Below are 24894 nucleotides of genomic sequence, written 5' to 3' on the forward strand. Positions count from 1 at the left end.
CAATATTGCATGGCGATTAACAGCTACAGTTTCCCTCCCTCCTTCCTCGTCCCTGATCAGCCACTCGGAACAGGGCTGGTCAGGGGCATAGGCAGTGCTTTCAACACATCTTCTATTATCACCGCTTAAATTTACACTGAAATGAAGATCTGCCTGTAATCAAAAAATGCTGTTTTTCTCATTAGCATACACTTCCGTTTTATCTGGGAAGGCATCGGTTATTCCGGCTTTCGGCTTTTCACGGGCAATCGCCATACGTCTCACCAGCACGTAAAATACCGGTGTCAGCACAAGGCCAAACAACGTCACCCCCAGCATACCGGCAAAAACAGCAATACCCATGACATGACGCATTTCTGCTCCCGCACCTGTTGCCAGCATCAGAGGGACAACACCGGCAATAAAGGCAAGTGATGTCATCAAAATCGGTCGCAAACGTAATCTTGCAGCTTCCAGAACGGCATTGAGGGGATCAACACCTTCATCCTCTTTTGCTCTGGCAAACTCCACAATCAGAATAGCGTTTTTAGCAGCAAGCCCCACCAAAACGACAAAGCCGATCTGGGTGAAAATATTGTTGTCTCCGCCTGTGAGCCAGACACCGGTAATCGCTGACAACAATGCCATTGGAGCAATGAGCAGCACCGAAAAAGGCAATGACCAGCTGTTATATTGTGCGGCCAGAATGAGGAAAGCGAGCAATACCGACAGCGGGAAAACATACATGGCAGCATTGCCTGCCTGTTTTTCCTGATAGGCGAGTTCCGTCCATTCAAAAGCCATACCGGCCGGCATTGTTTCCAAAGCTATACGTTCTATCGCAGCTGTTGCCTGCCCGAAAGAATAGCCGGGTGCTGGGCTGCCACTGATATCCGCTGAAGGGAAACCGTTATAATGCATGATACGATCCGGCCCTGAACTATTCTGAACTGTTAGCAAAGCTGATAGCGGGATCATATCACCGGCAGCGTTGCGCACCTTCAGGCGTCCGATATCCTGCGGCTGCATACGGAAGGGTGCATCGGCCTGCACCATCACACGATAGGTACGGCCAAAACGGTTAAAATCATTGGCATAGAGCGAGCCAAGATAGACCTGCAATGTTTCAAATATTGTCGTGAGCGGCACACCTTGTATTTTCGCTTTGACGCGGTCGATATCCACCTGCACCTGTGGTGCATTCACTTGGAAACTGGCCAGCATACCTGCCAGTTCCGGTGTTTGCATCGCCTTGGCCATGATCTCACCTTGCGTTTTTGCTAATGCCTCAAAACCAAGTCCGGCGCGATCTTCAAGCTGAATTTTAAAGCCACCGGTCGAACCGAGCCCCGGCACAGGCGGCGGCGGGAAAATACCCGCGAAACCATCCGGTATCTGACTGAATTTACCCATCAACCGTTCTGCAATCGCAAAGGCAGACAAAGTCGGATCCTTACGCTCGTTAAAAGGCTTGAGCATTGTAAACATCACGGCAGCATTCGGAATATTGACCATGCCATTCACCGAAAGCCCCGGAAATGCGACAACACTTTCTACCCCCGGCTCTGCCAATGCGATTTCGGACATGGTTTTGACCATAGCCTCCGTGCGATCAAGCGAAGCGCCACTTGGCAATTGGGCAATACCAACCAGATAATATTTATCCTGTGCGGGTACGAAACCAATCGGCACAGTCTGAAAACCAAGCCATGTCGTGCCGACCAGCGCAGCATAGAACAGCAGAACAAATCCGCTGAACCGGATAGCGCGGCGTACCGACCAGACATAGGCATTGGAAGCACGATCAAAGAACAGGTTGAAGCGCCGGAAGAACCAGCCGAACAGCCGGTCAATGATCATGGTAAGCCGGTCGCGTTTGACTTCCCCGTGATGAGGCTTCAGCAACACACCCGCCAATGCCGGAGACAATGTCAAAGAATTAATTGCGGACAGAATGGTTGAAATAGCAATTGTCAGGGCGAATTGCCTATAGAACTCCCCCTGTAATCCCGTGAGGAAAGCGGAAGGAATAAACACTGCCGACAGCACCGATGTAATGGCGATAATCGGCCCTGTCACTTCATCCATAGCTTTGCGCGCAGCTTCTTTGGGTGTCTCTCCCAAAGCAATATGGCGTTCTGCATTTTCCACCACCACGATCGCGTCATCGACCACAATACCGATAGAAAGTACCAGCCCGAACAACGACAATGTATTCAGCGAGAAGCCGAACAGATACATCAGGGCGAATGTACCGACCAGTGATACCGGTACGGCAACAAGCGGAATAATCGAAGCGCGCCATGTCTGTAGAAACAGCACAACCACAAGAACCACCAGTACGATGGCTTCAAGCAATGTCACGACCACAGCTTCCAGAGAGGCCTTAACGAAAACAGTCGGATCATAAGCGATGCGGGACTCTATACCCTCCGGAAAATCTTTTTCCAGTTCGCTCATTGTATCACGAACAGCTGCGGACACATCCAGCGCGTTAGCGCCCGGACTTTGGATGATCTGAATTGCCAGTGCCGGCTTACCATCAAGAAGACTGCGCAGCGCATAAGCATCTGCACCAAGTTCAATACGAGCAACATCCCGCAGGCGGGTTACCTGCCCCTCAGAACCGGTTTTAACAACAATATCGCCGAACTGCTCCTCATTGGACAACCTGCCAAGTGTATTGACTGTCACCTGAAATGCTGACGAAGCATCCGGTTGCTGCCCGACCGAACCGGCAGCAACTTGCACATTCTGCTCCTGAATGGATGCAATCACATCCGATGCAGTCAAACCACGTGCCGCAACCTTATTCGGATCAAGCCAGACCCGCATCGAATATTCACCGGCGCCCCAAACCAGTACGTCACCAACCCCAGGCACGCGCGCCAGCTGATCCCGCACCTGCAACAGCGCATAATTGGACAAGTACAGCGGATCATAGCGCCCATCCGGTGACACCAGATGCACAACCATCAGAATATCCGGTGAGGTTTTTTGCGTCACGACACCGATACGCTGCACTTCCTGCGGCAAGCGCGGTAACACACGGGCGACACGGTTTTGCACCTGAATTTGCGCCATATCAGGATCAGTGCCCTGTTGGAACGCAATTGTCAGCGTCATACGCCCGTCAGTCGCAGCCTGCGAGCTCATATAAAGCATATTCTCGACACCGTTGATCGCTTGCTCCAGTGGCGCGGCAACGGTTTCAGCAATCACTTCCGGATTAGCGCCGGGATAGCTCGCCGTCACTTGTACAGTCGGCGGTGTGACCTGAGGATACTCACTCAGCGGCAGTTTCAGCAGGGTCAACCCGCCTGCAATCAACATCAGAACAGAAAGCACGACCGCAAAAATCGGGCGGTCGACAAAAAAGCGCGGGATATTCATCGACGCGCCTCCTGTTGAGAAGCTTCTGCCTGAGCGCCGTCAGAAACCTGCTCCGGCACCATTGAAATCATTTGTGGTGTGACCTGCATGCCCGGGCCTACGAGCCCCTTCACAATGATTTTTTCACCCACTTGCAGACCGGAAGAAATAACGCGCAAACCATCGACTATCGCCCCGATTTCCACCGGACGAAATTCGGCCTTATTGCCCTCACCTAAGACCAGCACATATCGGCGCCCCTGATCTGTACCGATGGCCTGATCATCAATCAAAACTGTTTGTATCGGTTCAGAAATCGCAAGTTTCACGCGTGCAAAAAGCCCCGGCGCAAGTATGCCTTCAGGATTTTCAACAACCGCACGCGCACGAATGGTGCCGGTGCTTCTATCGATACGATTACTGAGAAAATTCAACGCACCCTGATAAGAAAAACCCTCATCCGTCATCAGTGCGATCTGCACCGGCAATGAGGCGTTAGCTTTGTTACTTTCCTGCGCCCATGTTTTCGCGATGAAACCAAGATAAGTCGCTTCATCAATATCGAAATACACATAGAGCGGATCTGTACGCACGATGGTCGTGAGCAATGTCGCATTGCCAGCATTGCCGCCCGTTACCAGATTGCCTTCATGCACCAAAACACGGTCAACGCGTCCGTCAACAGGAGCCGTGACGTGGGTAAAAGACAGATCCAGTTCGGCAGCGGCAACCGCCGCTTTAGCGATAGCAACCTGTGCCTTTCGTTGACCCAGCATAGCCTGTGCATCATCAAAGGCCTTACGGGAAACTGTACCGTTTGGCGCAAGACTTGCCGTGCGTTTGAAGTTGGTTTCCGCGTGCTCCAGCAAAACCTCTGCCTGCTGTAACTCCGCCTTGGCAGCATCAAGGATCACCTGAAAAGGTCTCGCATCAATCCGGAACAAAATTTGCCCCGATTGTACAAGCTCTCCCTCTGGCACACTCACTGTTTCAACTGCGCCACCAACACGCGGGCGGAGCTCCACCAGCTTGCTTGCCTCCAGATGGCCGGTAAACTCCGTAGACAGTGCAACCTTACGCGTTACAACCTCTGCAACAGGCACCTGCGGCGCGGGCATTTCTCCTGTTTGCGCGGCAGCATAAGGGACAGCGGCCGATGAGAGGAATATCAGGAAACGGCTGACATAGAGCTCTGCTTTGTCGTGGTGCAGCAAACCACCTGCAATAACGACACCGGTCAAGTACAGTGCCGTGATTTTCTTTTTCATTTCAGTTTACCTTCATAAAGGCATCTTCAGGAGATACCGCACTCAATTTTTATGAAGGTGGCGTTTCCAACGATGGAAAGGTCAAGAGCCTTAAAAGCAAAACAAAAAAAATCTGTCTTGCTTCGATAAACATCTCTCCCCGCTTTGCGACGTTCCGTTTTTTTTCGCCCGACACAGCTCTTGACCTTACAAGTGCTGGAAGCCGTATCGTGCCTGCAATGTTGTTCTGTCAGTACAATTCAGTCGCTGTTTTCAGAGGAACTTTTTCCAATACTAGAGAAAGGCAAAATGATGAATGCCGGTACACCGCAACTCCTCATCTATACAACTCCGACATGCCCTGATTGCTATGCGCTCAAACGCTGGCTCGCCCAGCAAGAGATTGCTTATGAAGAACGTGATCTCACCGATCCGCTGATCGCAGAAGAAGCCAAAACACGTACCGGTGTGCGTGTTGCACCGATCAGTATTGTCGGCGATCAGGTTTTTTACGGCACATTTTCGAGCCAGAAACCCGGACTGATGAAGGCACTTGGTTTATCAGATACACAGATGGAAACATCCGAGGCACAACCATGACCTCAAAACGCATTGATATCCGCCAAACCCGCAGCAGTGTGACCTGTACTGAGGGACAAACCCTGCTGGAGGCAGCTCTTGCAGCAGGCATTTCCTATCCTCACGGTTGCAAATCCGGCCGCTGCGGCGCCTGCAAAACCCGCCTCATCGAGGGAGATGTAGAAATGCTTCAGCACTCCCGTTTCGCTCTCTCGGACGAGGAAAAAGCCGAAGGATTAATTCTCGCATGCCGCTCGGTGCCACTGACGGATATAGCTGTGGCGTGGCTGGGTGCAGAGCATGAAGAGCTGCAACCTGCCCAGCATTTAAGAGGCATTGTTACCCGTATTGAAAATCTCACCCATGATATCAAGCTGGTTCAGGTCACGCCTGAAAATGGTTTGCCGCTGAATTTCGAAGCAGGCCAATATGCTGAACTCAGCTTTAACGGCGTACCCTCCCGCAGCTATTCCATGGCAAACCGCTCCGGTGAAAACTGCCTCGAATTTCATATCCGCCATGTCCCCGGTGGCATCACATCCGGCTATGTGCATCAGACCTTAAAAACCGGTGACCCTATCAAAATGGAAGTCGCTTTAGGGGCTTCCTTTCTGCGGCAACAGCATACCGACCCGATCCTTTGTATCGCCGGAGGCTCAGGACTTGCCCCAATCAAATCTATTGTAGAAACCGCACTTGCCCATGGCATGAAACAGAGGATTCATGTCTATTTCGGCGTACGCTCCGAACGTGATCTGTATCTCACAGAACATTTTCGCGGCCTGACAGAAATACACCCTAACCTGTCTTTCACACCGGTCTTATCAGAAGCGCGCTCTGAACATTACCGGAGCGGTTTTGTAACCCACGCGGTTGCACAGGACATTTCTGATTTCAGTGGATGGAAGGCCTATGTTGCTGGGCCGCCATTAATGGTGGATGCAGCAATGGCGGTTACTTTTGCCCGCGGACTACAAAAAGAGGATATGCATGCCGATGTATTCTTCACACCCGAGGCTCAGCCAATAGTCGCGATTGCAGAGTAAAAACAAACAACAAAACCCGCTGTGATATGATCTCAGCGGGTTCTTTATATACGGCGCTCTGGCACTTTTAAATTATGCTCTAGCCTGTCACGGAACCGGTGTTGGTTCAGAAGTCGCGTCTTCTGTCCGCATTGCCTGACCCGGCATAGTCATCTCTTGCATCGAATGACCTTGCATCTCAGGCTTCATGTCCATTTGGTTCTGGGCAAAAACCAACCCGACACTCACAGCAAGTGCTCCTGCAATAAGAATAAGGCTCAGTTTGTTCATACTCTTACACCTGTTTAATTGACAGTTGCCGGATAACCCGCCTCATCGAGAACTTTCTGCAAGGCATCCGAACTGACTGTAGTGTCAATTTTAACCAGCCGAGACGCCGGATCAGTCATGATTTTTGCATTAGCATCAACCGACTGAATGGCTTTAGTTACAGATTTAGCGCAACCGCCGCAGGTCATATTTTCAATTTTCAGTTCCATGAGATTTCTCCTTTGTTTGGCTCTCATGACATCAAGATGGGGTTTCCAACCATGGAAAGGTCAAGAGCGAAAACAAAGATTTTTTTGCTCTTGACCTTCCAATTGTTGGAAGCCTCATGTTTGTACCGAACTTAAATTTCGGAACGCAAAGGAGGCGGCTATGAATGCCCCCGTTCGAGCAAAAGACTTATCTGAAACTGTGTCTCTCCCTGTTGAAGGGATGACCTGCGCATCCTGCGTCGGCAGCATTGAACGCGCACTGAAAGCTGTGCCAGGCGTTGAAACTGTGTCGGTCAATCTGGCAACAGAGCGCGCGAATATCACAACCGACTCAACTGTCCCACGCGTGAGATTAATCGAAGCCATCGAAAAAGCTGGTTACTCCGTGCCTGCGCAAATGCCTGCGGCAACCGTCCCCGTGGAACTCTCCGTAGAAGGCATGACTTGTGCATCCTGTGTCGGCCGTGTTGAGCGCGCATTGAAGGCTGTCTCAGGTGTCACAAATGCTGTGGTCAATCTGGCAACAGAACGCGCAACTATTCACGGAACAGCGAATACAGCAGACCTGATCGCCGCCATTGCTGATGCCGGTTATGAAGCCAAGCCAATTGCAAGTTCAGTTAACCAGAGCAGCAATGAGGATGACGCACGGGCAGAGCGAAAAGAAACCGAGCGACGTGAACTGACCCGCGATTTTACTATAGCGGCGGTTCTGACACTTCCTGTTTTTCTTATGGAAATGGGATCGCATATTATTCCGGGTGTGCACGAGCTGATTGAATCAACCATCGGCATGCAATGGAACTGGTATATCCAGTATGTATTGACAACTTTGGTACTCTTCATTCCGGGTATCCGGTTTTATGAAAAAGGGCTTCCGGCGCTTATGCGTTTTGCACCGGATATGAACTCGCTGGTGGCCGTTGGTACACTGGCAGCTTACGGTTATTCGCTGGTCGCGACCTTCGCACCCGGTTTCCTGCCCGCCGGTACTATCAATGTCTATTATGAAGCGGCAGCCGTTATTGTCACGCTGATCCTGCTCGGCCGTTTGTTGGAAGCACGTGCTAAAGGACGCACCTCCGAGGCGATCAAGCGTCTGGCCGGTCTTCAGGCTAAAACCGCACGCGTACGCAGGAATGGTCAGGTTGTTGATCTGCTGATTGATGATGTTGTGTCCGGAGATATTGTTGAAGTCCGTCCGGGTGAGCGTCTGCCGGTTGATGGTGAAGTCACCGAAGGTACCAGCTATGTCGATGAATCCATGATTACCGGCGAGCCGATCCCTGTGGCAAAATCCATTGGCAGTGAGATCGTCGGCGGTACTGTCAACCAGAAAGGTGCCTTCGCCTATCGTGCCACGGCTGTCGGCGGCAACACTGTCCTGTCCCAGATCATCCGTATGGTTGAAGAAGCACAAGGTTCAAAACTGCCAATTCAGGCATTGGTCGATAAAGTGACCATGTGGTTTGTACCGGCTGTCTTTGCAGTTGCCGCTCTGACATTTGCCGCATGGCTCATCCTTGGTCCGTCACCGGCACTGACTTTCGCACTGGTGAATGCCGTTGCCGTTCTGATTATCGCCTGCCCGTGTGCTATGGGTCTGGCCACGCCAACTTCGATCATGGTCGGTACCGGTCGCGGTGCGGAACTCGGTGTCCTCTTCCGTAAAGGCGAAGCGCTGCAATTGCTCAAAGATGCCAAGGTTGTTGCTCTCGATAAAACAGGCACGCTGACTGAAGGCAAACCTGCTCTGACGGATCTGGAACTGGCAAATGGCTTCGATCGTGCCAATGTACTGGCACTTGTTGCAGCAGTAGAAGCCAAGTCGGAACATCCGATTGCCCGTGCCATTGTTGATGCGGCAGCAGATGAAGGGCTTACATTGTCACCCGTATCTGACTTTGAATCGGTAACAGGTTTCGGTGTCAAAGCGGTAGTGGATAGCAAACGCATTGAGATTGGCGCCGACCGTTACATGACCGAACTCGGCCATGATGTATCTGCTTTTGCCAAAATTGCTGAACGGCTTGGCAATGAAGGTAAATCCCCGCTTTATGCGGCAATCGACGGCAAGCTGGCAGCCATCATTGCTGTTGCCGATCCGATCAAGGAAACCACACCTGCGGCCATTAAAGCCATGCATAATCTCGGCCTCAAAGTGGCAATGATTACCGGTGACAATGCCCGCACAGCCAAAGCGATTGCAGCACGTCTGGGTATTGACGAGGTTGTGGCTGAAGTTCTGCCGGATGGCAAAGTCGAAGCTATCCGTCGTCTCAAAGCTCAATATGGTCAGACTGCTTTCGTCGGTGATGGCATTAATGATGCTCCGGCACTGGCCGAAGCGGATGTGGGACTGGCCATCGGCACAGGAACTGATATCGCCATTGAAGCGGCAGACGTTGTGCTGATGTCCGGCAGCTTACAGGGCGTGCCGAATGCGATTGCCTTGTCAAAAGCAACCATCGGCAATATCCGGCAGAACCTGTTCTGGGCCTTCGCTTATAATACAGCGCTGGTGCCGGTTGCTGCAGGCCTGCTCTATCCTGCCTATGGCATATTGCTTTCACCGGTTTTTGCCGCCGGAGCCATGGCATTGTCCAGTGTGTTTGTGCTGGGTAACGCGCTTCGTCTGCGCTCGTTCAAAATTGCCAGCTGACATAACATTGCAGCCGGTCAGTGAAAGTGACCGGCTGCACAATGTTTAAAGGAAAACGAAATGAATATTGGTCAGGCAGCAAAAGCATCCGGCGTATCTGCCAAAATGATCCGCTATTATGAACAAATCGGCCTTGTACCGGTCGCTGACCGGACATCCTCCGGTTATCGCGATTATTCCAACACCGATATCCATATGCTACGCTTCATCAGGCGGGCACGGGATCTGGGGTTTTCTGTTGCGGAAATCAGCGACCTGCTCAGCCTCTGGCGAGATGACTCACGCCAAAGTTCAGAGGTAAAGCGTATGGCACAAGGTCATATTGACGAACTCGAAGTTAAAATCAAAGCCTTGCAGGATATGTCCAACACACTGTCAATGCTGGTCAATGCCTGTCAGGGAGATCACCGCCCTCACTGCCCGATCCTGAAGCGCCTCGAGACAGATCCGGAAGATGAAGATCTCTCTATCCGGCCAAGGCGTGGCGCTGTGGATCGCCGGTTGCAATGAAACGAGAACACTAACTCTGCCGCTATACGATGATATTATCGGCCCCGACACATAAACGCGCCCTTGATGCTGCCAGAACATTTGGCCGAACTGTCAGGCATCCCGTCAAACTCAATGTTGGTACTTGCTTCTCTTATACAAGCGCTACAAAAATGCTTTTACCAGTGCTGTATAAAGACAATGGCTTTATACAGCACTGGTACAGCTTTAAGCGGAATAAAGGATGTTTTGCAAGTTCTGCAACGATCTGAATTGGCGAGCGGTTAAGCGCTCCAGAATGGGCCGCGGCAAGCATCAGCAATTCAAGCCGGTTCTGTCGCAAAATTTTTACTCTTGCTAAGCTATGTGCCAGTCAGTTTATGTCATTGGGTAAGGCTGAAGCGCATGACAGTTGATTTCAAAGGGGCTCATTTCCCCAAAAGTGTAATTCTGCATGCTGTATTCTTTTATGTCCGTTATCCGGTTTCCTAACGTGACCTTCAGGAGATCCTGGCCGAACGCGGCGTATCCGTCGATCACGCCACCTTGAACCGATACGTTATTCGCTATTCACCGCAGATCGCCGCGCAAGCTCAGCTGCGCGCCCCCACGGGCAGTTTCGGGCGTGTTGACGAAACCTATATAAAGGACAATGGACTTATGGGTACTGGGCCATTGATCGTGACGGACAAACTCTTGATTTCATTCTCTCAGAACGCCGAAATCTCAGTGCTGGACGTCGTTTCTTCCAGAAAACTATGGCCAGCAACGATATTCCAGACAAAATTGTCATTGATAAAAGCGGAGCCAATCTGGCCGGATCACAAGCTGTAAAAACAATCCTAAAAATCACGGGGCACAGCAAGATGATTGAAATCCTGCAGATTAAATATCTCAACAACATCCTTGAGCTGGATCACCGGATTATCAAGCGGATTACCAAACACATGTTGGGCTTCAAGGCATTTCACTCAGCCTCAGCGACCCTCGCAGGCATCGAAGTAGCCCACATGATCCGCAAGAACTAGTTCGCCAATGACAACCGCTCACCATTTCAAGTCTTTGCCGAGCTCGCAGCATAACTACGGCCAAGGATAAGCACACTTTTAACTTACTGAAAATTTGCGACACAACTATTTGTCTTGTGCAGGGTGACATTCAGGGAGAAGGTCAAGGCCATTTATCTCAGGACATTAAACAAGTGCAGCAAGGTATTTCCCTGCTGTATGATGTAGAAACAAAAATTGAGAACGATAAAAATCAGGTTATTGCTATTATTCAAAATGGACATGATCCGGTGGGCCCGAAAAATCTGGATCTCAAGGTAAATCCTCAACTCAAATCATTGCTGGAGGGTAATCTTTCTGGATTAATGCTCTTAACCAGCATAAAGGCTTAGTGCCTTTCGTTCAGGCTTCTGGTCATACAAATAACCGGCTCCCATATTGATGCCAACGGTGCACTTGTCACAGCAGGATTGAGCTATCAGGCAGAACACTTAACAGCTGCCGCTTTTGTTGAATATAGTACAACGGATTATGACACCTATAACTCTTTTGCGGATGCGGCAGATATTCATGGTAAAGGTGACAACCGTTACTATGGCGCAGGTCTCTATGGTTATTATGATTTCTTGAACGGCTTTTACATGGATGCATCATTCCGTGGTGGGCGTCTGCGTACGAAACACGAAACCTCGGATATTCATAACGCTGCAACAGGAGAAGCAGCACGCTATACCTTAAACGAAAACTATATGAGTGCGCATATCGGCACCGGTTATTCAGTGAAGCTGAACGATGCCAATCAACTCAATACTTCACTGAAATATCTATGGACACAAACTGATAGTCATGATGTGACTATAGCTGGTGATAATTTTTATTTCAACAAGCTTACATCTAATCGTATCCGTCTGAATGCAGAAAATCAGTATAACTATAATCAAAACTGGTCGTTTTTAGCCGGTTTAGGCATGGAATATGAGTTCAACGGCAAAGCTACTGGTAAAACTTATGGCCGTTTCGATATTGATGCCCCAAGTGTTCGTGGTTTTACAACTATCGGGACATTGGGCGTCCGTTTCCAGCCAACCGCAAATGACCGTTTGAACGTTGATTTCAAAGGCAACGCTTTCCTCGGCAAGCGTGAAGGCGGCAATTTGTCAGTTAAATTGAAATACGCTTTTTAAACCACCCATTCAACCCCTATCATGATTGATGATAGGGGTTGAATTTTACAAATACCGAGACGCAACAATATGTCCTGAAATAATATTTTTCATTACATATCTTGCTATAATTATCTCAGACATATAATGTTCTGTCATAAATGGCATTCAAGCCCCGTCAATTCTCATTTTAGAATGGGAATGAGCGGGGTTTTTCATTTTTCTGGGGGGAGAAAATGAAGCGCACCATCGAAATCGGTTTATTACAATCAAAAGGCGGCAATTATGCTGCGATTTCGTGCGCGAGCCGTGCCGGTGTTTTGCAAGGCGTTGAAGAGATCAATGCAGATGCCAGCCTCGACGTCCGCTTTCATATCGTTGAACGTGATCCTGAAGGTAAAATAGATCGCTATGCACCACTCTGTCGCGACATTTTGCAAAACTCTCAAGCCCGTCATATTTTTGGTTGCGTAACCTCCGCTTCCCGTAAAGAGGTTATTCCCGAGCTTGAGCGTTTCGACGGCGTCTTGTGGTATCCGCTGCCTTACGAAGGTTTTGAAGCCTCGGAACGCGTGGCCTATATGCATTCATGCCCCAATCAACATTTGTTGCCATTGCTGGACTGGGCACTACCTGTCGTGGGTAAGCGAGCCTACTTCGTCGGGTCGAATTATATTTGGGGCTGGGAAATGGCGCGGATTGCCCGTGAGCAAATTACCTATGCGGGCGGAGCTGTTCTCGGCGACCGTTATCTGGCGATCGGCGACACAGAACTCGATCATATTATCAATGACATTCGCGTATTGAAGCCGGATTTTATCCTAAACTCTCTGGTTGGTGACAGTTCCTATGCTTTTCTGGAGCGGTTGGTCAGTCTGAAAGCTGAATTTGGTTCCGTGAACAGTCCGGCGGTTTTGTCCTGTAACTTTACGGAATGCGAAATCGCTCCTGCCAATGGTGCAGCCACAGGTTTGATTTCTGCGGGCCCGTGGTTCGAGCCTGAAAACGGTCAAGGCGGATCATTGCTGGAAATGTCGCGGCAAGCTGTGCATGAACTGGCAAACCTTTTGCATAATCGGCCGCAAGCGGAAAAACTGTCTTTATCGGAGCTGGTACGTGCTGCCTCTCAAGACGGCTATCAGCCTAAGCTCGATCCAACCAATCTTCATGCTGCACAACCTGTCATCATCGCGCGTCTCGAAGGCGACCATTTTACAGAAATTCAGCGCTTTTCGGCTCAGCGGGCAGATCCTTATTTGACCCGTTATATACCTCGCCCACAAAGCAGCAGTTTTCTGAAGGTGATCGCCTGATGCGGATCAGAACAGAAAATCTCGGTGGCGCTACGGCATGGATTCTCCATCGCCCTCACCCGTCAATTCAGGGGCTTACCCGCCAACTAAGTGTTATTGGCTTGCAAGTGCGTGAAGCATGGCCTGAGTTGCCCGCTGAGGCACTGAACGCCGATTTCATCTTTTATGATGCTGACACCGGTCATAATGAGCAATTTCCGTGGAATGCCGGACACTCGCCCATGCCTATGATTGCCCTGATCGGCTCAGAAGTTCCGGGTCGTTTAAAATGGGCAATGGATATGGGCGCGCATGCGCAACTGCTCAAGCCGGTCAGCGATAAAGGTGTTTATGCAGCATTGCTGGTGGCACGCAGTAATTTCGATCAGGTCAAAGCATCTTCAGCTCTCATTGCAGATTTGGAACGCCGCTTATCTGCCCGACAAACCATTGTGCAGGCCGTTATGATTTCCATGATGAAGGGCAAAACCGAAGCTGAAGCCTATGATCTTCTGCGGCAGGTCGCCATGGCATGGCAGGTTACTATTGAAACTGCCGCTGAACGTATTGTCGCCAATCATTCTACAGAGAGGGGCGCCCAAAATGGCAGACGCATCGATATCGCCTGAACCATTTGCAGCACCAAAGCGTGGCTCTTCTATCATGCGGCGTTTATTGCAGCGTAAGCTTGCTGTCGTCGGACTGTTGATCATTCTGATCTGCGTTGGCGGTGCGGTTTTTGCCCAGTGGCTTGCACCTTTTGATCCGAATGAACAGTTTTTTGAAGGACTGACGATTGAAGGTGCACCGATGCCGCCGGGTGAACAATTCTGGTTCGGCACTGACTTACTTGGGCGCGATCTGTTTTCGCGTCTGCTTTATGGTGCGCAGACATCACTGGTTATCGGCGTTGTCGCCAATGGTGCGGCTTTGCTGATCGGCACGCTGATTGGCGTCACTGCCGGTTATTTCCGTGGTATCACCGGTGCCGTACTGATGCGCTTTACCGATCTGATGATGGCATTTCCCGCATTGCTGCTGGCAATCTGTCTGGCGGCGATTTTTTCACCATCCTTATGGATTGTGGCAATGGTGATTGCCTTTGTGAACTGGGTGCAGACGGCACGGGTTATTTTCACCCAGACTTCTTCACTGGCGGAACGTGATTATATTGCAGCCGAGAAAACCTTGGGCGCAGGGCATGGCCGCATTTTGTTTCTGCATATTCTTCCGCATCTGATCCCGACACTGATTGTCTGGGGCACACTGGGTATTTCTACCACTGTGTTGCTGGAGGCAACATTGTCCTACTTAGGCGTTGGCGTGCAGCCGCCGACACCATCCTGGGGCAATATTATCTTCGAAAATCAGACCTATTTTCAGTCCGCACCATGGCTGGTGTTCATTCCGGGTGCAGCAATTCTGTTGCTGGCGCTTGGCTTTAACCTCGTCGGTGATGCGCTGCGCGATATTCTCGATCCGACACAACAGGGGCGTGATTGATGCTTGCCTATATTGTGCGCCGCCTGATCCAGTCCGCTTTGATCCTGCTCGGCGTTTCCTTCATTACCTTTGTGCTGCTGTATGTGCTGCCTGCCGACCCCGTACGTCAAATAGCCGGACGCTCCGCCACGGCTGAAACAGTAGCCAGTATCCGGCAGCAGCTGGGGCTGGATCAGCCGTTTATCGTGCAATATGGCGATTATCTCTGGAACCTGATCAATGGCAATCTCGGTCGTTCTTATTTGCAGAAGACGGAAGTAACCGACCTTATTCTGTCCCGTTTGCCCGCTACATTGCAATTGCTGGTTGCGGCAATTATCTGCGAGTTGCTTATTGGTTTGCCGCTCGGCATTGTTGCGGCGCTCAATCGTGGCAAGCTACTTGATAATGCATTGATGCTGACCAGTTTCATGACCGTTTCGGCACCACAATTTGTGGTCGCTCTGTTGTTGTTGTTTATCTTTGCAGTCACCCTCGGCTGGTTCCCGATCGGCGGCTACGGTACCTTCTCGCACATTGTTCTGCCTGCCTTAACGCTCGGTATTCTCGGGTCTGGCTGGTATTCGCGCATTGTACGCTCATCAATGATTGATGTGTTGCGCGCGGATTTCATCCGCACTGCCCGCGCCAAAGGACTTGGCCGCAGCCGTGTAATTTTCGGCCATGCTTTGCCCAATGCCATTCTGCCGATTATCGCAATGATCGGTATCGATATCGGCATGTTTATGTCCGGTATTGTGGTGGTGGAAAGCGTCTTCGGCTGGCCCGGTATCGGGCAGCTTGCATGGCAGGCCATTCAGCGCGTGGATATCCCGATTATCATGGGCGTCACACTGGTCTCTGCCTGCGGCATTGTGCTGGGCAATCTCATCGCCGATCTGATCTCCCCGCTTATCGATCCGCGCATCAAGCTACGTTGAATACTTTACACAGGAGTGAGGCAATGAAGAAACTATTCCTTTCTACCGCTTTGGCGACTGCTCTGACGGGCTTAGTGGCACTGCAGGCAGCAGTACCAGTCAATGCACAGGAGCCGAAGCAAGGCGGCAATATGATCGTCACCTATAAGGACGATGTGGCAACACTTGATCCGGCGGTCGGCTATGACTGGCAGAACTGGTCGATGATCAAATCGGTCTTTGACGGATTGATGGATTATAAGCCGGGCACCACGGAACTGCGTCCGGGACTGGCTGAGAAATACGACATTTCCGAAGACGGCAAAACCTATACATTCACATTGCGCAAAGGCGTTAAATTCCACAACGGCCGCGAATTGACCGCGGATGATGTGGTCTACTCCCTGAACCGCGTTGTCAATCCGGCAACCCAGTCTCCGGGACAGGGCTTCTTCTCTATGATTGAAGGCTATGAAGATGCCGCCGCCGGTAAAGCCGCAGCGCTCTCCGGTGTCAGTGCAACAGATGCCAATACGGTTGTGATTAAGCTCGCCCGTCCGGATGCAACTTTCCTGCACATTATGGCGCTGAATTTCTCTTTCATCGTGCCGAAAGAAGCCGTTGAAGCCGCAGGCGCAGATTTTGGTAAAAAACCTGTCGGCACCGGTGCCTTCAAACTGACTGAATGGACACTCGGCCAGCGCCTCGTTTTTGAAAAGAACGCTGATTACTGGATTGCCGGTGTGCCTTATCTCGACAGCTTCACCGTAGAAGTTGGTCAGGAGCCGGTTGTTGCCCTGCTGCGCGCGCAGAAAGGTGAGATTGATATTCCGGGTGACGGTATTCCGCCGGCAAAATTTGTCGAGGTGATGAAAGATCCGGAGCAGGCTAAAAATGTCGTTGAAGGCGGCCAGCTTCATACCGGCTATATCACCATGAATGTGACCAAAGCGCCTTTTGACAAGGTAGAAGTGCGCCGCGCTGTCAATATAGCCATCAATAAAGACCGTATCATTCAGGTCATCAATGGTCGTGCCGTGCCTGCCACCCAGCCATTACCGCCATCCATGCCGGGCTACACAAAAGATTATAAAGGCTATGCCTATGATCAGGAAGCTGCCAAGAAACTGCTGGCAGATGCAGGCTATGCAGATGGTTTCGAGACCGAACTTTATGTCATGAATACCGACCCGAACCCGCGTATTGCGCAGGCTATCCAGCAGGATCTGAAGGCAATCGGCATTAAAGCCGGTATCAAATCTCTTGCACAGGCCAATGTGATTGAGGCTGGTGGAGCAGGCAATGCACCAATGGTCTGGTCCGGCGGCATGGCATGGATTGCTGACTTCCCTGATCCGGCCAATTTCTATGGCCCAATCCTTGGTTGCGGCGGCGCTGTGGAAGGCGGCTGGAACTGGTCGAAATACTGCAATGAAGACCTTGATAAAAAGGCAGCAGAAGCAGACTCCATTGTTGATCCGGCGAAAGCCGATGAACGTCTGGCAAAATGGTCAGAAGTTTACACCAAAGTCATGGAAGACGCGCCTTGGGCACCGGTTTTTAACGAACAGCGCTTCACACTGAAGTCAGCACGTATGGGCGGCGAAGACAGCCTGTATGTCGATCCGGTCTCTATTCCGGTGAATTACGATTACGTTTATATCAAGGAGTAAGCACGCATGTGCAAGCACTGCAATCACACGATCCATGCGCATCAGCATCACTTTGGCTGGGATAACAGCTTTGCACCTGCATTGACTGTCGCACCGGGTGAAACGATCCTGTTCCAGTGCCTTGATAGTTCAGGGGGCCAGCTTGGCCCCCATTCTACCGTCGAGGATGTCAAAGCGCTGGATTTTGCTAAGATCAACCCTGTTTCCGGCCCGATCTTTGTAGACGGCGCCAAACCGGGTGATGTGCTGAAAGTTACCATTGAAAGCTTTACACCGCAGCTTCGCGAAGGTGCAGGCTTTGGCTGGACTGCGAATATTCCCGGCTTCGGCCTGTTGACAGATCAGTTCCCTGACCCTGCCTTGCAGATCTGGAAGTTTGATGCCTCCAGCATGGAACCGGCTTTGTTTGGCAAGCATGGTCGTGTGCCGCTCAAGCCTTTTGCGGGTACAATCGGCAACGCACTCGCGGAAAAAGGCCATCATTCGATTGTTCCGCCACGCCGCGTCGGCGGTAATCTAGATATCCGCGATCTCGCGGCAGGCACTACCCTTTATCTGCCGGTTGAAGTGGACGGGGCACTGTTCTCCGTCGGTGATACGCATGCTGCGCAGGGTGATGGTGAAGTTTGCGGCACTGCAATTGAAAGTCCGTTTGATGTGGTTCTGACATTTGATCTCATCAAAGATCAGCCGCTGAAAACTCCACGTTTCACCACACCGGGACCGGTGACACGTCATCTTGATGCCAAAGGCTATGAAGTCACGACAGGTATCGGCCCTGATCTTTGGGCTGCGGCACGTGATGCGGTGGCAAACATGGTCGATCTTCTGGCCACCACACAGAAAATGGATCCGGTTGACGCCTATATGCTGGTTTCAACCTGCGGTGATCTGCGTATCTCGGAAATCGTGGATATGCCGAATGTTGTTGTCAGCTTCTACTTTCCGAGGGTTGTATTCGAATGAGTGCTGCATTGCTTTCTCCCGTTGTTGATGCTCCGGCGGATGTCGTTCTGTCCGTCTGGAATTTACAGGTTTCCGCCCGTTCTGAAGACGGGTTGATACCGCTTGTGCAGGGGCTCAGTTTCGATTTGCGTCGCGGCGAGACACTGGCAATTGCAGGGGAAAGCGGTTCAGGCAAGTCGATTACCTCGCTTGCCTGTATGGGGCTGTTACCGCTGCCTCAGGTGCGGGTGACCGGCGGTTCCATTCACTTTGGTGATGTGGAGCTGACCGGCCTTCCCGAGAAGAAAATGCAGGACATACGCGGTGCCCGTATCGCCATGATTTTTCAGGAGCCGATGACTGCGCTCAATCCGGTAATGACAATCGGGCGGCAGCTGGTTGAGGCAATTCGCGCGCATGAGCCGCTTTCTGTCTCCCAAGCACGCGCCCGCGCATTGGAAGCCGTACGGTCTGTACGTCTGTCGCAGCCTTCAAGCCGGCTTGAACAATATCCGCATGAATTGTCAGGCGGCATGCGTCAGCGCGTGATGATTGCGATGGCCATCGCCCTGCGCCCTGCACTGCTGATTGCCGATGAACCGACAACCGCACTTGATGTGACTGTGCAGCGCGAAGTGCTGGATTTGTTGCGCGATTTGCAAAAGGAACTGGGCACTGCTGTTATTCTGATTACCCATGATATGGGCGTTGTCGCCGAAATGGCCGACCGTGTTATTGTCATGCGCAAGGGACAGATGGTAGAAACGGCCACAACGGTTGATCTGTTCGACGCACCACAGGAACAATATACCAAAGACCTGCTGGCGGCCGTGCCGCGCATTGGCACCGGTGCCAAGCGCCCCCTGCATGACAATCGCGAAGTACTGGTGCGCTACGATGATGTGTCGGTAAAATTTGCCATACGGCAAGGCTTGCTGGGGCGTGTTGCTGCCAATGTCCATGCCGTTGAGCATGTGTCGCTGGATATTTATCGGGGAGAAACTCTGTCTCTGGTCGGTGAGTCCGGTTGCGGTAAATCCACTATGGCGAAAGCTCTGGTCGGACTGGTGCAACATAGCGGCCGCATTGAGGTTGCCGGTCAGGCACTGAGCGATCTGGATCATAAAGGCCGTAAAGCGATACGCCGTGAATTACAGATCGTGTTTCAGGATCCGATGGCGGCGCTTGATGCACGTATGACCATTGGCGAGCTCATTCGTGAGCCATTGGTTATTCACGGTATTGGCACGCCTGCAGAACAAAAAGCGCGGGTCTGCGAATTGCTGGAGCGGGTGGAGCTGTCTGCCGCAGTTTATGACCGTTATCCGCATCAGTTCTCCGGTGGCCAGCGCCAGCGTATTTGTATTGCGCGTGCTCTGGCACTCAAACCAAAACTGATCGTCTGCGATGAAAGCGTTGCTGCACTTGATGTTTCAATTCAGGCCAAAGTGCTGGAACTGCTACGTGACCTGCAAAAAGAAACCGGCGTCACCTATCTGTTTATCAGTCACGATATGGCCGTGGTCGAAAATATTTCCGACCGGGTGGCTGTGATGTATCTGGGACAGATTGTGGAAATGGGAACACGCGCACAGCTGTTCAGCAATCCGCAACATGCCTATACCAAACGCTTGCTCGCTGCAGTGCCGGTGCCTGACCCGCGCCGCGAACGTTGTGAGGTCTCACGCCTGACCGGAGATATTCCAAGCCCCGTCTGGAAAGCAGGACAACAGCCGGAACGGGTTCAGCTGGTGGATATCGGCGGCGGGCATCTCGTTGCCCGCTAAAATCTTGTTTTGCAGTCTATGCTATGATGATGGCCGGAACTTTGTCCGGTAGGCTTCAACCTGCCCGACAATAAAGTCTTTGATTGAGCGAGTGCGTGAAGGATAGCGCGGATTTTCGTGTGTTACGATCCAGTATGACCGTACGAAACTAATATCTCCGGTCAGCAACCGCACCAGTTCAGGATGATTATCGGCAATAAAACATGGCAGCAAGGCTACACCCAATCCCTGACAGGCTGCATCTACCTGCGTCAGAATATTCGAAACCTGCAAATCTGCATCACGGTGGGGCAGATAATCGCGCAAATAATCATGCGCCGGTGTCGGCAGATAATCGGGAATATAGCCAATGACAAAATGGCGGTCGATATCTGATGGAGCAGCGATATTATCATGCGATTGCAGATAGCTACGGCTGCAATATAAACCATATTCATAATCGCACAATTTTCGTGAGTCCAAAGGTCTGAGTGTCGGACGCTCCATCATAATCGCAATATCCGCCTCACGTTTGGTCAAACTCAGAACAGAAGGGGTTGCGATCAGTTCAATACGAACTGCGGTCAGTTCTGCTGGCAAATGGTTTAGTCTGCGTACGAAAAAACTTGAGGAAAAACCCTCCGGCATGGTCAGGCGAATAGGTTCCGCAAGAACATTTACTTCTGCTGAAACATCCGTGCGGATACGAATGACCGCGCTTTCCATTTGCTGAACTTCCTCCGCAAGTTGTTGATTCGCTTCGGTAATTTTATAAACAGCCGGAGAGCGTTCAAACGGTGTTGTCACGTTAAGCGGTTTGCGGTTGCCTGCGTGGCAGCTTGGTCGTAAATTTCAGTGATGCAAACACCAGTTATCAATTTCAAGCGCCACCGTTTTGCACGGCAGATCATTGCGCACGCCGTTTGGCTTTATCTGCGGTTCAACCTGAGCCTGCGTGAAGTTGAGGAAATGCTTCTCGAGCGTGGGATGGACGTTTCCTATGAAACTATCAGGTGCTGGATCGCAAAGTTTGGATCTCAGATTGCTCGTATTCTACGGCGGCGACAAGCACGCCCCGGCGATATTTGGTATCTGGACGAAGTCGTGGTGAAATGTGCTGGAACCAAGTTCTGGTTTTGGCGCGCAGTCGATCAGCACGGCACCGTTCTCGAAGAAATATTGCAAAAGCGACGGGACAAAAGGCTGCTAAACGTCTGCTTGTAGCATTGATGAAGCGCTATGGCTTTGTTTCCAGACGGATCGTCACCGATAAACTCCGCTTCTATGGTGCGGCAAAAGCGGATGTAGTTCCCAGCCTCGTTCATTGGTCGCACAAGGGCCTCAACAACAGCGCTGAAAATAGCCACCTGCCATTTCGAAAACGGGAGCGAACCATGCAGGGGCACAGATCACCGGGAGCGTTGCAACGGTTTGTATCCATGCATTCCGCAACCCGCAATCGCTTTTCAGTTCCATCCCACCGCCGTGCTGCACAAACAATTCGCTACCATCGCCTCGAAGCGTTCGAGGCATGGAGAATTGCAGCTGGTCTCATCTGAAAATTCAGAACCCCGAAGCAGGCTCGCCATCCACACTTAACGTGACAACACCCACCCATCCCTATATCATGGAGTAGAATGTACGAATAAATTGTGCCAATAATAATTATATTTTATATATAATTATTGGAGGAAGAATTGCATCAGGATTTTCTCAAGCCAAGTCTAAGTATTGAACAAAAAAAGCGTATAAAAAATTTATATAAAAGAGATAATTACCACGGTTTTATCGCCTTATGGCAGGATATTATTTGGATATCTATAGCGATAACGCTGCCAATATTGTTATCGTTTTGGCTATATCCGCTATCTGTCTTAATAATAGGAGCTCGCCAACGGGCATTGGCAAGCTTACTACATGAAGCTGCACACGGAACATTGTTCAAGAAACACTTCCTCAATACCAGCATCGGGCGGTTGATCTGTGGCTGGACGATCCTTCAATCATTTGGTGCATACAAGCAATCACATGTCCTTAATCATCATTCGAAAATCGGAGAGGAAGTCGACGATCCTGATCTTCGTTATATGATAGCGGAAAGTGTGTACGTAGAACAAAGCCGCTCTGTCTTCATAGGCCGTTACGTCTTAGGTCCCATTCTTGGGACAAGAACCATCAAATATATATGGTTTTTGCTCAAAGACCGCCTAATTGGGCCACTTCAAATAAGAGATCATCGCGTTGAGACGATTGCTGTGGTGAGCTTTCACGCTATCTTATCTATCTTGATGTACCAACTGAATGCACTCAGTTATTTTGTGCTGTACTGGTGGATTCCATTCGTAATCGTATACCCGATTATTGGTTGGTTCAGCGAACTCTCCGAACATTTTCCTATGATGAAAAGCTCATCTGTCGATCCCAGCTATTCTTCTCGAAATAGATACGCCTCGCCTGTAGAAGCGTTTTTCATAGGAACACACGGTGACAACTATCACCTTACACACCACTTGCTGCCCGGGATACCCCATTGGAATCTAAAAAAGGCAACTACGATTCTACGAGAGCATGAAGAATTCCGAATCTGGGACGATATTTGGGGGGGAATTTTCACGTCCGGCCATCCATCACGTATCAGCCTACTGGACTACATAATTAACTATCACACGTTTCGGCCTGCAAATACGCATGTAATGTCGTCGTATGCGGAGATGACTATATGAAAAATATATTGCGCATGCGCCCCGAGCTTTTTGCGTTAACTGCGGCGGCTCTGAACGGAACGATCGGCCCCTTCAATAGATTAGGCTTTATGGACGGAGCATCTCATCATGAGATTGCATTCTTGAAATGCTTCATAGCCTTTCTGATACTACTTGGCTTCTGTAATACAAATTTTGAAAGAAGAAGAGAATTAATATCTCTGAAGAGCAAAGCACCTCAGTTTTTTGTTCTGGCATTCTTGGGAATATTTTGCTTATACTTCTTTGAAACATGGGCTTTTAAAGAAGCAAGCATCCCTCTGGTATCTTTTCTAACTTACGCTGCAGGCGGTATAACAATTGTCCTCTCAGCGATATTCCTTGGAGAGAAAATCGGCATATTTCGCTTGATCGCATTCGCGTTGATCATTTACGGAGTGCATCTGATATACTCATTCGAGACTGGCGTATCCGGGAGCCCTCTCGGAATTCTCCTCGCATTGCTAGGAGGGCTAGGGTACGCGCTTTTCATCTTCACTTCTAAACTCTTCCGTATAGGAAGCGGGCTAGCCCATCTTGTTTGGCTGTTTGGTTTCGGCAGCCTCTATTTGCTAGTACCAGTGCTGATTGATGGCTTCTCTGTGCCTAGTATGACAACAATGGCTGTAATCCTTGGGTTGGTGCTTCTACCGACAATTGGCGGGTTCTATTTTACGACAAAAGCCGTACAGACAGGCGAAGCCAGCGGTGTGCAAATCATTGAAACGAGCGATCCACTGTTTGCAACAATACTTGCTTTCACTCTATTCGGGGAGCAACTCGGCATGGCCGGATGGACAGGGGCAGCGTGTATTATGATAGGGCTGCTTTTGGCGCTGAAGAAAGAGCCGGAGGCTATACCGAACGCTACATAGCGCTGGCAATTGATTAGGCCGAACAGACCGCGCTGTAGGGATGTTCGGCTTAATCGTAGACCCACTCGGCATCGGCAGGACGGTCATTTATCGCATGTAACCTACAAGCTCAACCCGCGATCCTCGCTCAAGTGCTCGCGCTCTTGACGCAGTTGTTCCAACTGCTGCAGACGCAATCACTCCGCTTCCTGTGCCTCATGCTCGTCACCGCGTTCCGTGACTCCTGCAACCATCTCCTAAGCCTCTTCGCGCTGCGCCGCTAATGTTCTATGATCGAACCGCCCCCCCCCACACCATAGTGCTCCATAGCACCGTCGATCTCTTGCGCCCAACTCTCACGCCAGCCTTCCAGCAGTTCCACCCCGTTCCAGTCGCGGTTTTTCACCGTGAAGCCATCAGCACCGATCTCCCGCGTTGTCAGCATGATATGCGCGTGATGATTGCGTTCATCCCCGACATCACTCGGCGCATGCACGGCGATCTCCGCCACCATCCCCCGCGCTGCAAACTCCCGTACAGAGCCCCCCGCACCAACTCGGGTCCAACCCATATGTGGACGGCTCCCCTCTCGCAAGCTATTTTTGATGACTTGATCAGATCGTTTGCGCCCATATATGCGGCCTATTAATGCGTTCGCACATGAACGCTGGCCAAGATGGTTTCCGCAACGTGAGTTCCGAACAACCATGGGTTTCTTGGTATGCCTCTCGTCTTGGATCGATTGATCACACCATCTCCTCCTATCTTGCAAGATCTGGCGTCTGCACAACTGGGTTGCAGGTGATCTGTTTCCCGAGCCTTGCTGATTATGCTATTTCTGGCGCGATAACAGGGGAGGGTTTTGCAACATATGTGGTGTTGTCACGTTAAGTGTGGATGGCGAGCCTGCTGCGGGGTTCTGAATTTTCAGATGAGACAAGCTGCAATTCTCTATGCCTCGAACGCTTCGAGGCGATGGTAGCGAATTGTTTGTGCAGCACGGCGGTGCGATGGAACTGAAAAGCGATTGCGGGTGGCGGAGTGCATGGCCACAAATCGTTGCAACGCTCCCGGCGATCGGTGGCCTTGCATTGTTCGCTCCTGTTTTTGAAATGGCAAACGGCTATTCTCAGCCCTGTTATTAAGGCCTTTGTGCGACCAATGATCGAGGCTGGGTGCCACATCCGCCTTTGCCAAA

Annotated in this window: 21 protein-coding genes and 3 pseudogenes; 17 read left to right on the forward strand and 7 right to left on the reverse strand. The window is 50.8% G+C overall.

Translation table 11 applies throughout. The annotated features are described in order from the left end of the window. Positions 1-159: 159 nt before the first annotated feature. Both QUF18_RS17625 and QUF18_RS17630 read right to left on the reverse strand, forming a co-directional pair. Positions 160-3372 (reverse strand): efflux RND transporter permease subunit, encoded by a 3213-nt coding sequence (locus tag QUF18_RS17625; protein WP_289388580.1) that lies wholly within the window; start codon positions 3370-3372, stop codon positions 160-162. After that, positions 3369-4619, reverse strand: coding sequence for an efflux RND transporter periplasmic adaptor subunit (locus tag QUF18_RS17630; RefSeq protein ID WP_289388581.1), 1251 nt, complete (start codon positions 4617-4619; stop codon positions 3369-3371). The genes QUF18_RS17625 and QUF18_RS17630 overlap by 4 nt, the downstream gene beginning before the upstream one ends. Before the next feature lie 288 nt (positions 4620-4907). Between QUF18_RS17630 and QUF18_RS17635 the strand changes: the two genes are divergently transcribed. Both QUF18_RS17635 and QUF18_RS17640 read left to right on the forward strand, forming a co-directional pair. Beyond that, positions 4908-5198, forward strand: a complete 291-nt coding sequence (locus QUF18_RS17635; RefSeq protein WP_289388582.1) for a glutaredoxin family protein — start codon at positions 4908-4910, stop codon at positions 5196-5198. Continuing rightward, a complete protein-coding gene (locus tag QUF18_RS17640) occupies positions 5195-6223 on the forward strand; it encodes a 2Fe-2S iron-sulfur cluster-binding protein (protein WP_289388583.1) in 1029 nt (342 codons plus the stop codon). Before QUF18_RS17635 ends, QUF18_RS17640 begins: the two co-directional genes overlap by 4 nt. 87 nt (positions 6224-6310) lie before the next feature. On the opposite strand, the gene QUF18_RS17645 is transcribed toward QUF18_RS17640, so the two are convergent. Together QUF18_RS17645 and QUF18_RS17650 are read right to left on the reverse strand one after the other, a co-directional pair. Beyond that, on the reverse strand, positions 6311-6493 hold the full coding sequence (locus QUF18_RS17645; RefSeq protein WP_289388584.1) for a hypothetical protein: 183 nt from the start codon (positions 6491-6493) through the stop codon (positions 6311-6313). Positions 6494-6507: 14 nt separating this feature from the next. Beyond that, the gene (locus tag QUF18_RS17650) at positions 6508-6702 is read right to left on the reverse strand and encodes a heavy-metal-associated domain-containing protein (RefSeq protein WP_289388585.1); all 195 of its coding nucleotides are present in this window, start codon (positions 6700-6702) and stop codon (positions 6508-6510) included. A 160-nt stretch (positions 6703-6862) separates the two neighbouring features. Between QUF18_RS17650 and QUF18_RS17655 the strand changes: the two genes are divergently transcribed. The 12 genes and pseudogenes from QUF18_RS17655 (at position 6863) to QUF18_RS17710 (ending at position 20122) form a co-directional block, all read left to right on the forward strand. Continuing rightward, a complete protein-coding gene (locus tag QUF18_RS17655) occupies positions 6863-9364 on the forward strand; it encodes a heavy metal translocating P-type ATPase (protein ID WP_289388586.1) in 2502 nt (833 codons plus the stop codon). A gap of 60 nt (positions 9365-9424) precedes the next feature. Further along, positions 9425-9874: a Cu(I)-responsive transcriptional regulator gene (cueR, locus tag QUF18_RS17660; protein WP_289388587.1), complete on the forward strand. Its 450-nt coding sequence runs from the start codon at positions 9425-9427 to the stop codon at positions 9872-9874. 384 nt (positions 9875-10258) lie between these two features. Then, positions 10259-10881, forward strand: a pseudogene (locus tag QUF18_RS17665) (IS6 family transposase). 173 nt (positions 10882-11054) lie between these two features. After that, positions 11055-11252, forward strand: coding sequence for a hypothetical protein (locus QUF18_RS17670; protein ID WP_289388588.1), 198 nt, complete (start codon positions 11055-11057; stop codon positions 11250-11252). Between the two features lie 45 nt (positions 11253-11297). Further along, the gene (locus tag QUF18_RS17675; RefSeq protein WP_289388601.1) at positions 11298-12044 is read left to right on the forward strand and encodes an autotransporter domain-containing protein; all 747 of its coding nucleotides are present in this window, start codon (positions 11298-11300) and stop codon (positions 12042-12044) included. Between the two features lie 215 nt (positions 12045-12259). Continuing rightward, positions 12260-13336: a transporter substrate-binding protein gene (locus QUF18_RS17680; protein ID WP_289388589.1), complete on the forward strand. Its 1077-nt coding sequence runs from the start codon at positions 12260-12262 to the stop codon at positions 13334-13336. Continuing rightward, positions 13336-13944, forward strand: a complete 609-nt coding sequence (locus QUF18_RS17685; RefSeq protein WP_353074552.1) for an ANTAR domain-containing response regulator — start codon at positions 13336-13338, stop codon at positions 13942-13944. Before QUF18_RS17680 ends, QUF18_RS17685 begins: the two co-directional genes overlap by 1 nt. A 34-nt stretch (positions 13945-13978) precedes the next feature. Then, a complete protein-coding gene (locus tag QUF18_RS17690) occupies positions 13979-14818 on the forward strand; it encodes an ABC transporter permease (RefSeq protein WP_237122109.1) in 840 nt (279 codons plus the stop codon). Next, complete coding sequence (locus QUF18_RS17695) at positions 14818-15738, forward strand: ABC transporter permease (protein WP_289388590.1); 921 nt, start codon at positions 14818-14820, stop codon at positions 15736-15738. The genes QUF18_RS17690 and QUF18_RS17695 overlap by 1 nt, the downstream gene beginning before the upstream one ends. Before the next feature lie 23 nt (positions 15739-15761). Further along, positions 15762-17390, forward strand: a complete 1629-nt coding sequence (locus QUF18_RS17700) for an ABC transporter substrate-binding protein (protein ID WP_289388591.1) — start codon at positions 15762-15764, stop codon at positions 17388-17390. Positions 17391-17396: 6 nt separating this feature from the next. Continuing rightward, positions 17397-18356 carry an acetamidase/formamidase family protein gene (locus tag QUF18_RS17705; RefSeq protein ID WP_289388592.1) on the forward strand — a complete coding sequence of 320 codons (960 nt, stop codon included), beginning with the start codon at positions 17397-17399 and terminating at the stop codon, positions 18354-18356. Continuing rightward, positions 18353-20122 carry an ABC transporter ATP-binding protein gene (locus QUF18_RS17710; protein WP_289388593.1) on the forward strand — a complete coding sequence of 590 codons (1770 nt, stop codon included), beginning with the start codon at positions 18353-18355 and terminating at the stop codon, positions 20120-20122. Before QUF18_RS17705 ends, QUF18_RS17710 begins: the two co-directional genes overlap by 4 nt. 21 nt (positions 20123-20143) lie before the next feature. Here the strand turns inward: QUF18_RS17710 and QUF18_RS17715 are convergent, their stop codons facing one another. After that, the gene (locus QUF18_RS17715) at positions 20144-20827 is read right to left on the reverse strand and encodes a LysR substrate-binding domain-containing protein (RefSeq protein WP_289388594.1); all 684 of its coding nucleotides are present in this window, start codon (positions 20825-20827) and stop codon (positions 20144-20146) included. A gap of 132 nt (positions 20828-20959) precedes the next feature. Between QUF18_RS17715 and QUF18_RS17720 the strand changes: the two are divergent. The 3 genes and pseudogenes from QUF18_RS17720 (at position 20960) to QUF18_RS17730 (ending at position 23717) form a co-directional block, all read left to right on the forward strand. Further along, positions 20960-21660 (forward strand): annotated as a pseudogene (locus QUF18_RS17720) (IS6 family transposase). 138 nt (positions 21661-21798) lie between these two features. After that, positions 21799-22824, forward strand: a complete 1026-nt coding sequence (locus QUF18_RS17725; RefSeq protein ID WP_289388595.1) for a fatty acid desaturase family protein — start codon at positions 21799-21801, stop codon at positions 22822-22824. After that, a complete protein-coding gene (locus QUF18_RS17730) occupies positions 22821-23717 on the forward strand; it encodes a DMT family transporter (RefSeq protein ID WP_289388596.1) in 897 nt (298 codons plus the stop codon). The genes QUF18_RS17725 and QUF18_RS17730 overlap by 4 nt, the downstream gene beginning before the upstream one ends. Positions 23718-23976: 259 nt before the next feature. Here the strand turns inward: QUF18_RS17730 and QUF18_RS17735 are convergent, their stop codons facing one another. Together QUF18_RS17735 and QUF18_RS17740 are read right to left on the reverse strand one after the other, a co-directional pair. Further along, complete coding sequence (locus tag QUF18_RS17735; protein WP_289388597.1) at positions 23977-24267, reverse strand: MobA/MobL family protein; 291 nt, start codon at positions 24265-24267, stop codon at positions 23977-23979. A 380-nt stretch (positions 24268-24647) separates the two neighbouring features. Next, a pseudogene (locus QUF18_RS17740) lies at positions 24648-24894 on the reverse strand (IS6 family transposase); the annotation flags it as partial.

The organism is Pseudochrobactrum kiredjianiae (genome assembly GCF_030362795.1).
In the GTDB taxonomy this organism is placed as follows: Bacteria; Pseudomonadota; Alphaproteobacteria; order Rhizobiales; family Rhizobiaceae; genus Pseudochrobactrum; species Pseudochrobactrum kiredjianiae.

What these genes read in the sequence shown, in the direction of transcription:
- QUF18_RS17705 (WP_289388592.1), top strand. Translation starts at nt 17,397, where the DNA reads ATGTGCAAGCACTGCAATCACACGATCCATGCGCATCAGCATCACTTT.
- QUF18_RS17645 (WP_289388584.1), bottom strand. Translation starts at nt 6,493, where the DNA reads ATGAACAAACTGAGCCTTATTCTTATTGCAGGAGCACTTGCTGTGAGT.
- QUF18_RS17625 (WP_289388580.1), bottom strand. Translation starts at nt 3,372, where the DNA reads ATGAATATCCCGCGCTTTTTTGTCGACCGCCCGATTTTTGCGGTCGTG.
- QUF18_RS17690 (WP_237122109.1), top strand. Translation starts at nt 13,979, where the DNA reads ATGCGGCGTTTATTGCAGCGTAAGCTTGCTGTCGTCGGACTGTTGATC.
- QUF18_RS17695 (WP_289388590.1), top strand. Translation starts at nt 14,818, where the DNA reads ATGCTTGCCTATATTGTGCGCCGCCTGATCCAGTCCGCTTTGATCCTG.
- QUF18_RS17680 (WP_289388589.1), top strand. Translation starts at nt 12,260, where the DNA reads ATGAAGCGCACCATCGAAATCGGTTTATTACAATCAAAAGGCGGCAAT.
- QUF18_RS17630 (WP_289388581.1), bottom strand. Translation starts at nt 4,619, where the DNA reads ATGAAAAAGAAAATCACGGCACTGTACTTGACCGGTGTCGTTATTGCA.
- QUF18_RS17635 (WP_289388582.1), top strand. Translation starts at nt 4,908, where the DNA reads ATGATGAATGCCGGTACACCGCAACTCCTCATCTATACAACTCCGACA.
- QUF18_RS17650 (WP_289388585.1), bottom strand. Translation starts at nt 6,702, where the DNA reads ATGGAACTGAAAATTGAAAATATGACCTGCGGCGGTTGCGCTAAATCT.
- QUF18_RS17735 (WP_289388597.1), bottom strand. Translation starts at nt 24,267, where the DNA reads ATGGGTTGGACCCGAGTTGGTGCGGGGGGCTCTGTACGGGAGTTTGCA.
- QUF18_RS17685 (WP_353074552.1), top strand. Translation starts at nt 13,336, where the DNA reads ATGCGGATCAGAACAGAAAATCTCGGTGGCGCTACGGCATGGATTCTC.
- cueR (WP_289388587.1), top strand. Translation starts at nt 9,425, where the DNA reads ATGAATATTGGTCAGGCAGCAAAAGCATCCGGCGTATCTGCCAAAATG.
- QUF18_RS17710 (WP_289388593.1), top strand. Translation starts at nt 18,353, where the DNA reads ATGAGTGCTGCATTGCTTTCTCCCGTTGTTGATGCTCCGGCGGATGTC.
- QUF18_RS17715 (WP_289388594.1), bottom strand. Translation starts at nt 20,827, where the DNA reads ATGGAAAGCGCGGTCATTCGTATCCGCACGGATGTTTCAGCAGAAGTA.
- QUF18_RS17730 (WP_289388596.1), top strand. Translation starts at nt 22,821, where the DNA reads ATGAAAAATATATTGCGCATGCGCCCCGAGCTTTTTGCGTTAACTGCG.
- QUF18_RS17700 (WP_289388591.1), top strand. Translation starts at nt 15,762, where the DNA reads ATGAAGAAACTATTCCTTTCTACCGCTTTGGCGACTGCTCTGACGGGC.
- QUF18_RS17640 (WP_289388583.1), top strand. Translation starts at nt 5,195, where the DNA reads ATGACCTCAAAACGCATTGATATCCGCCAAACCCGCAGCAGTGTGACC.
- QUF18_RS17655 (WP_289388586.1), top strand. Translation starts at nt 6,863, where the DNA reads ATGAATGCCCCCGTTCGAGCAAAAGACTTATCTGAAACTGTGTCTCTC.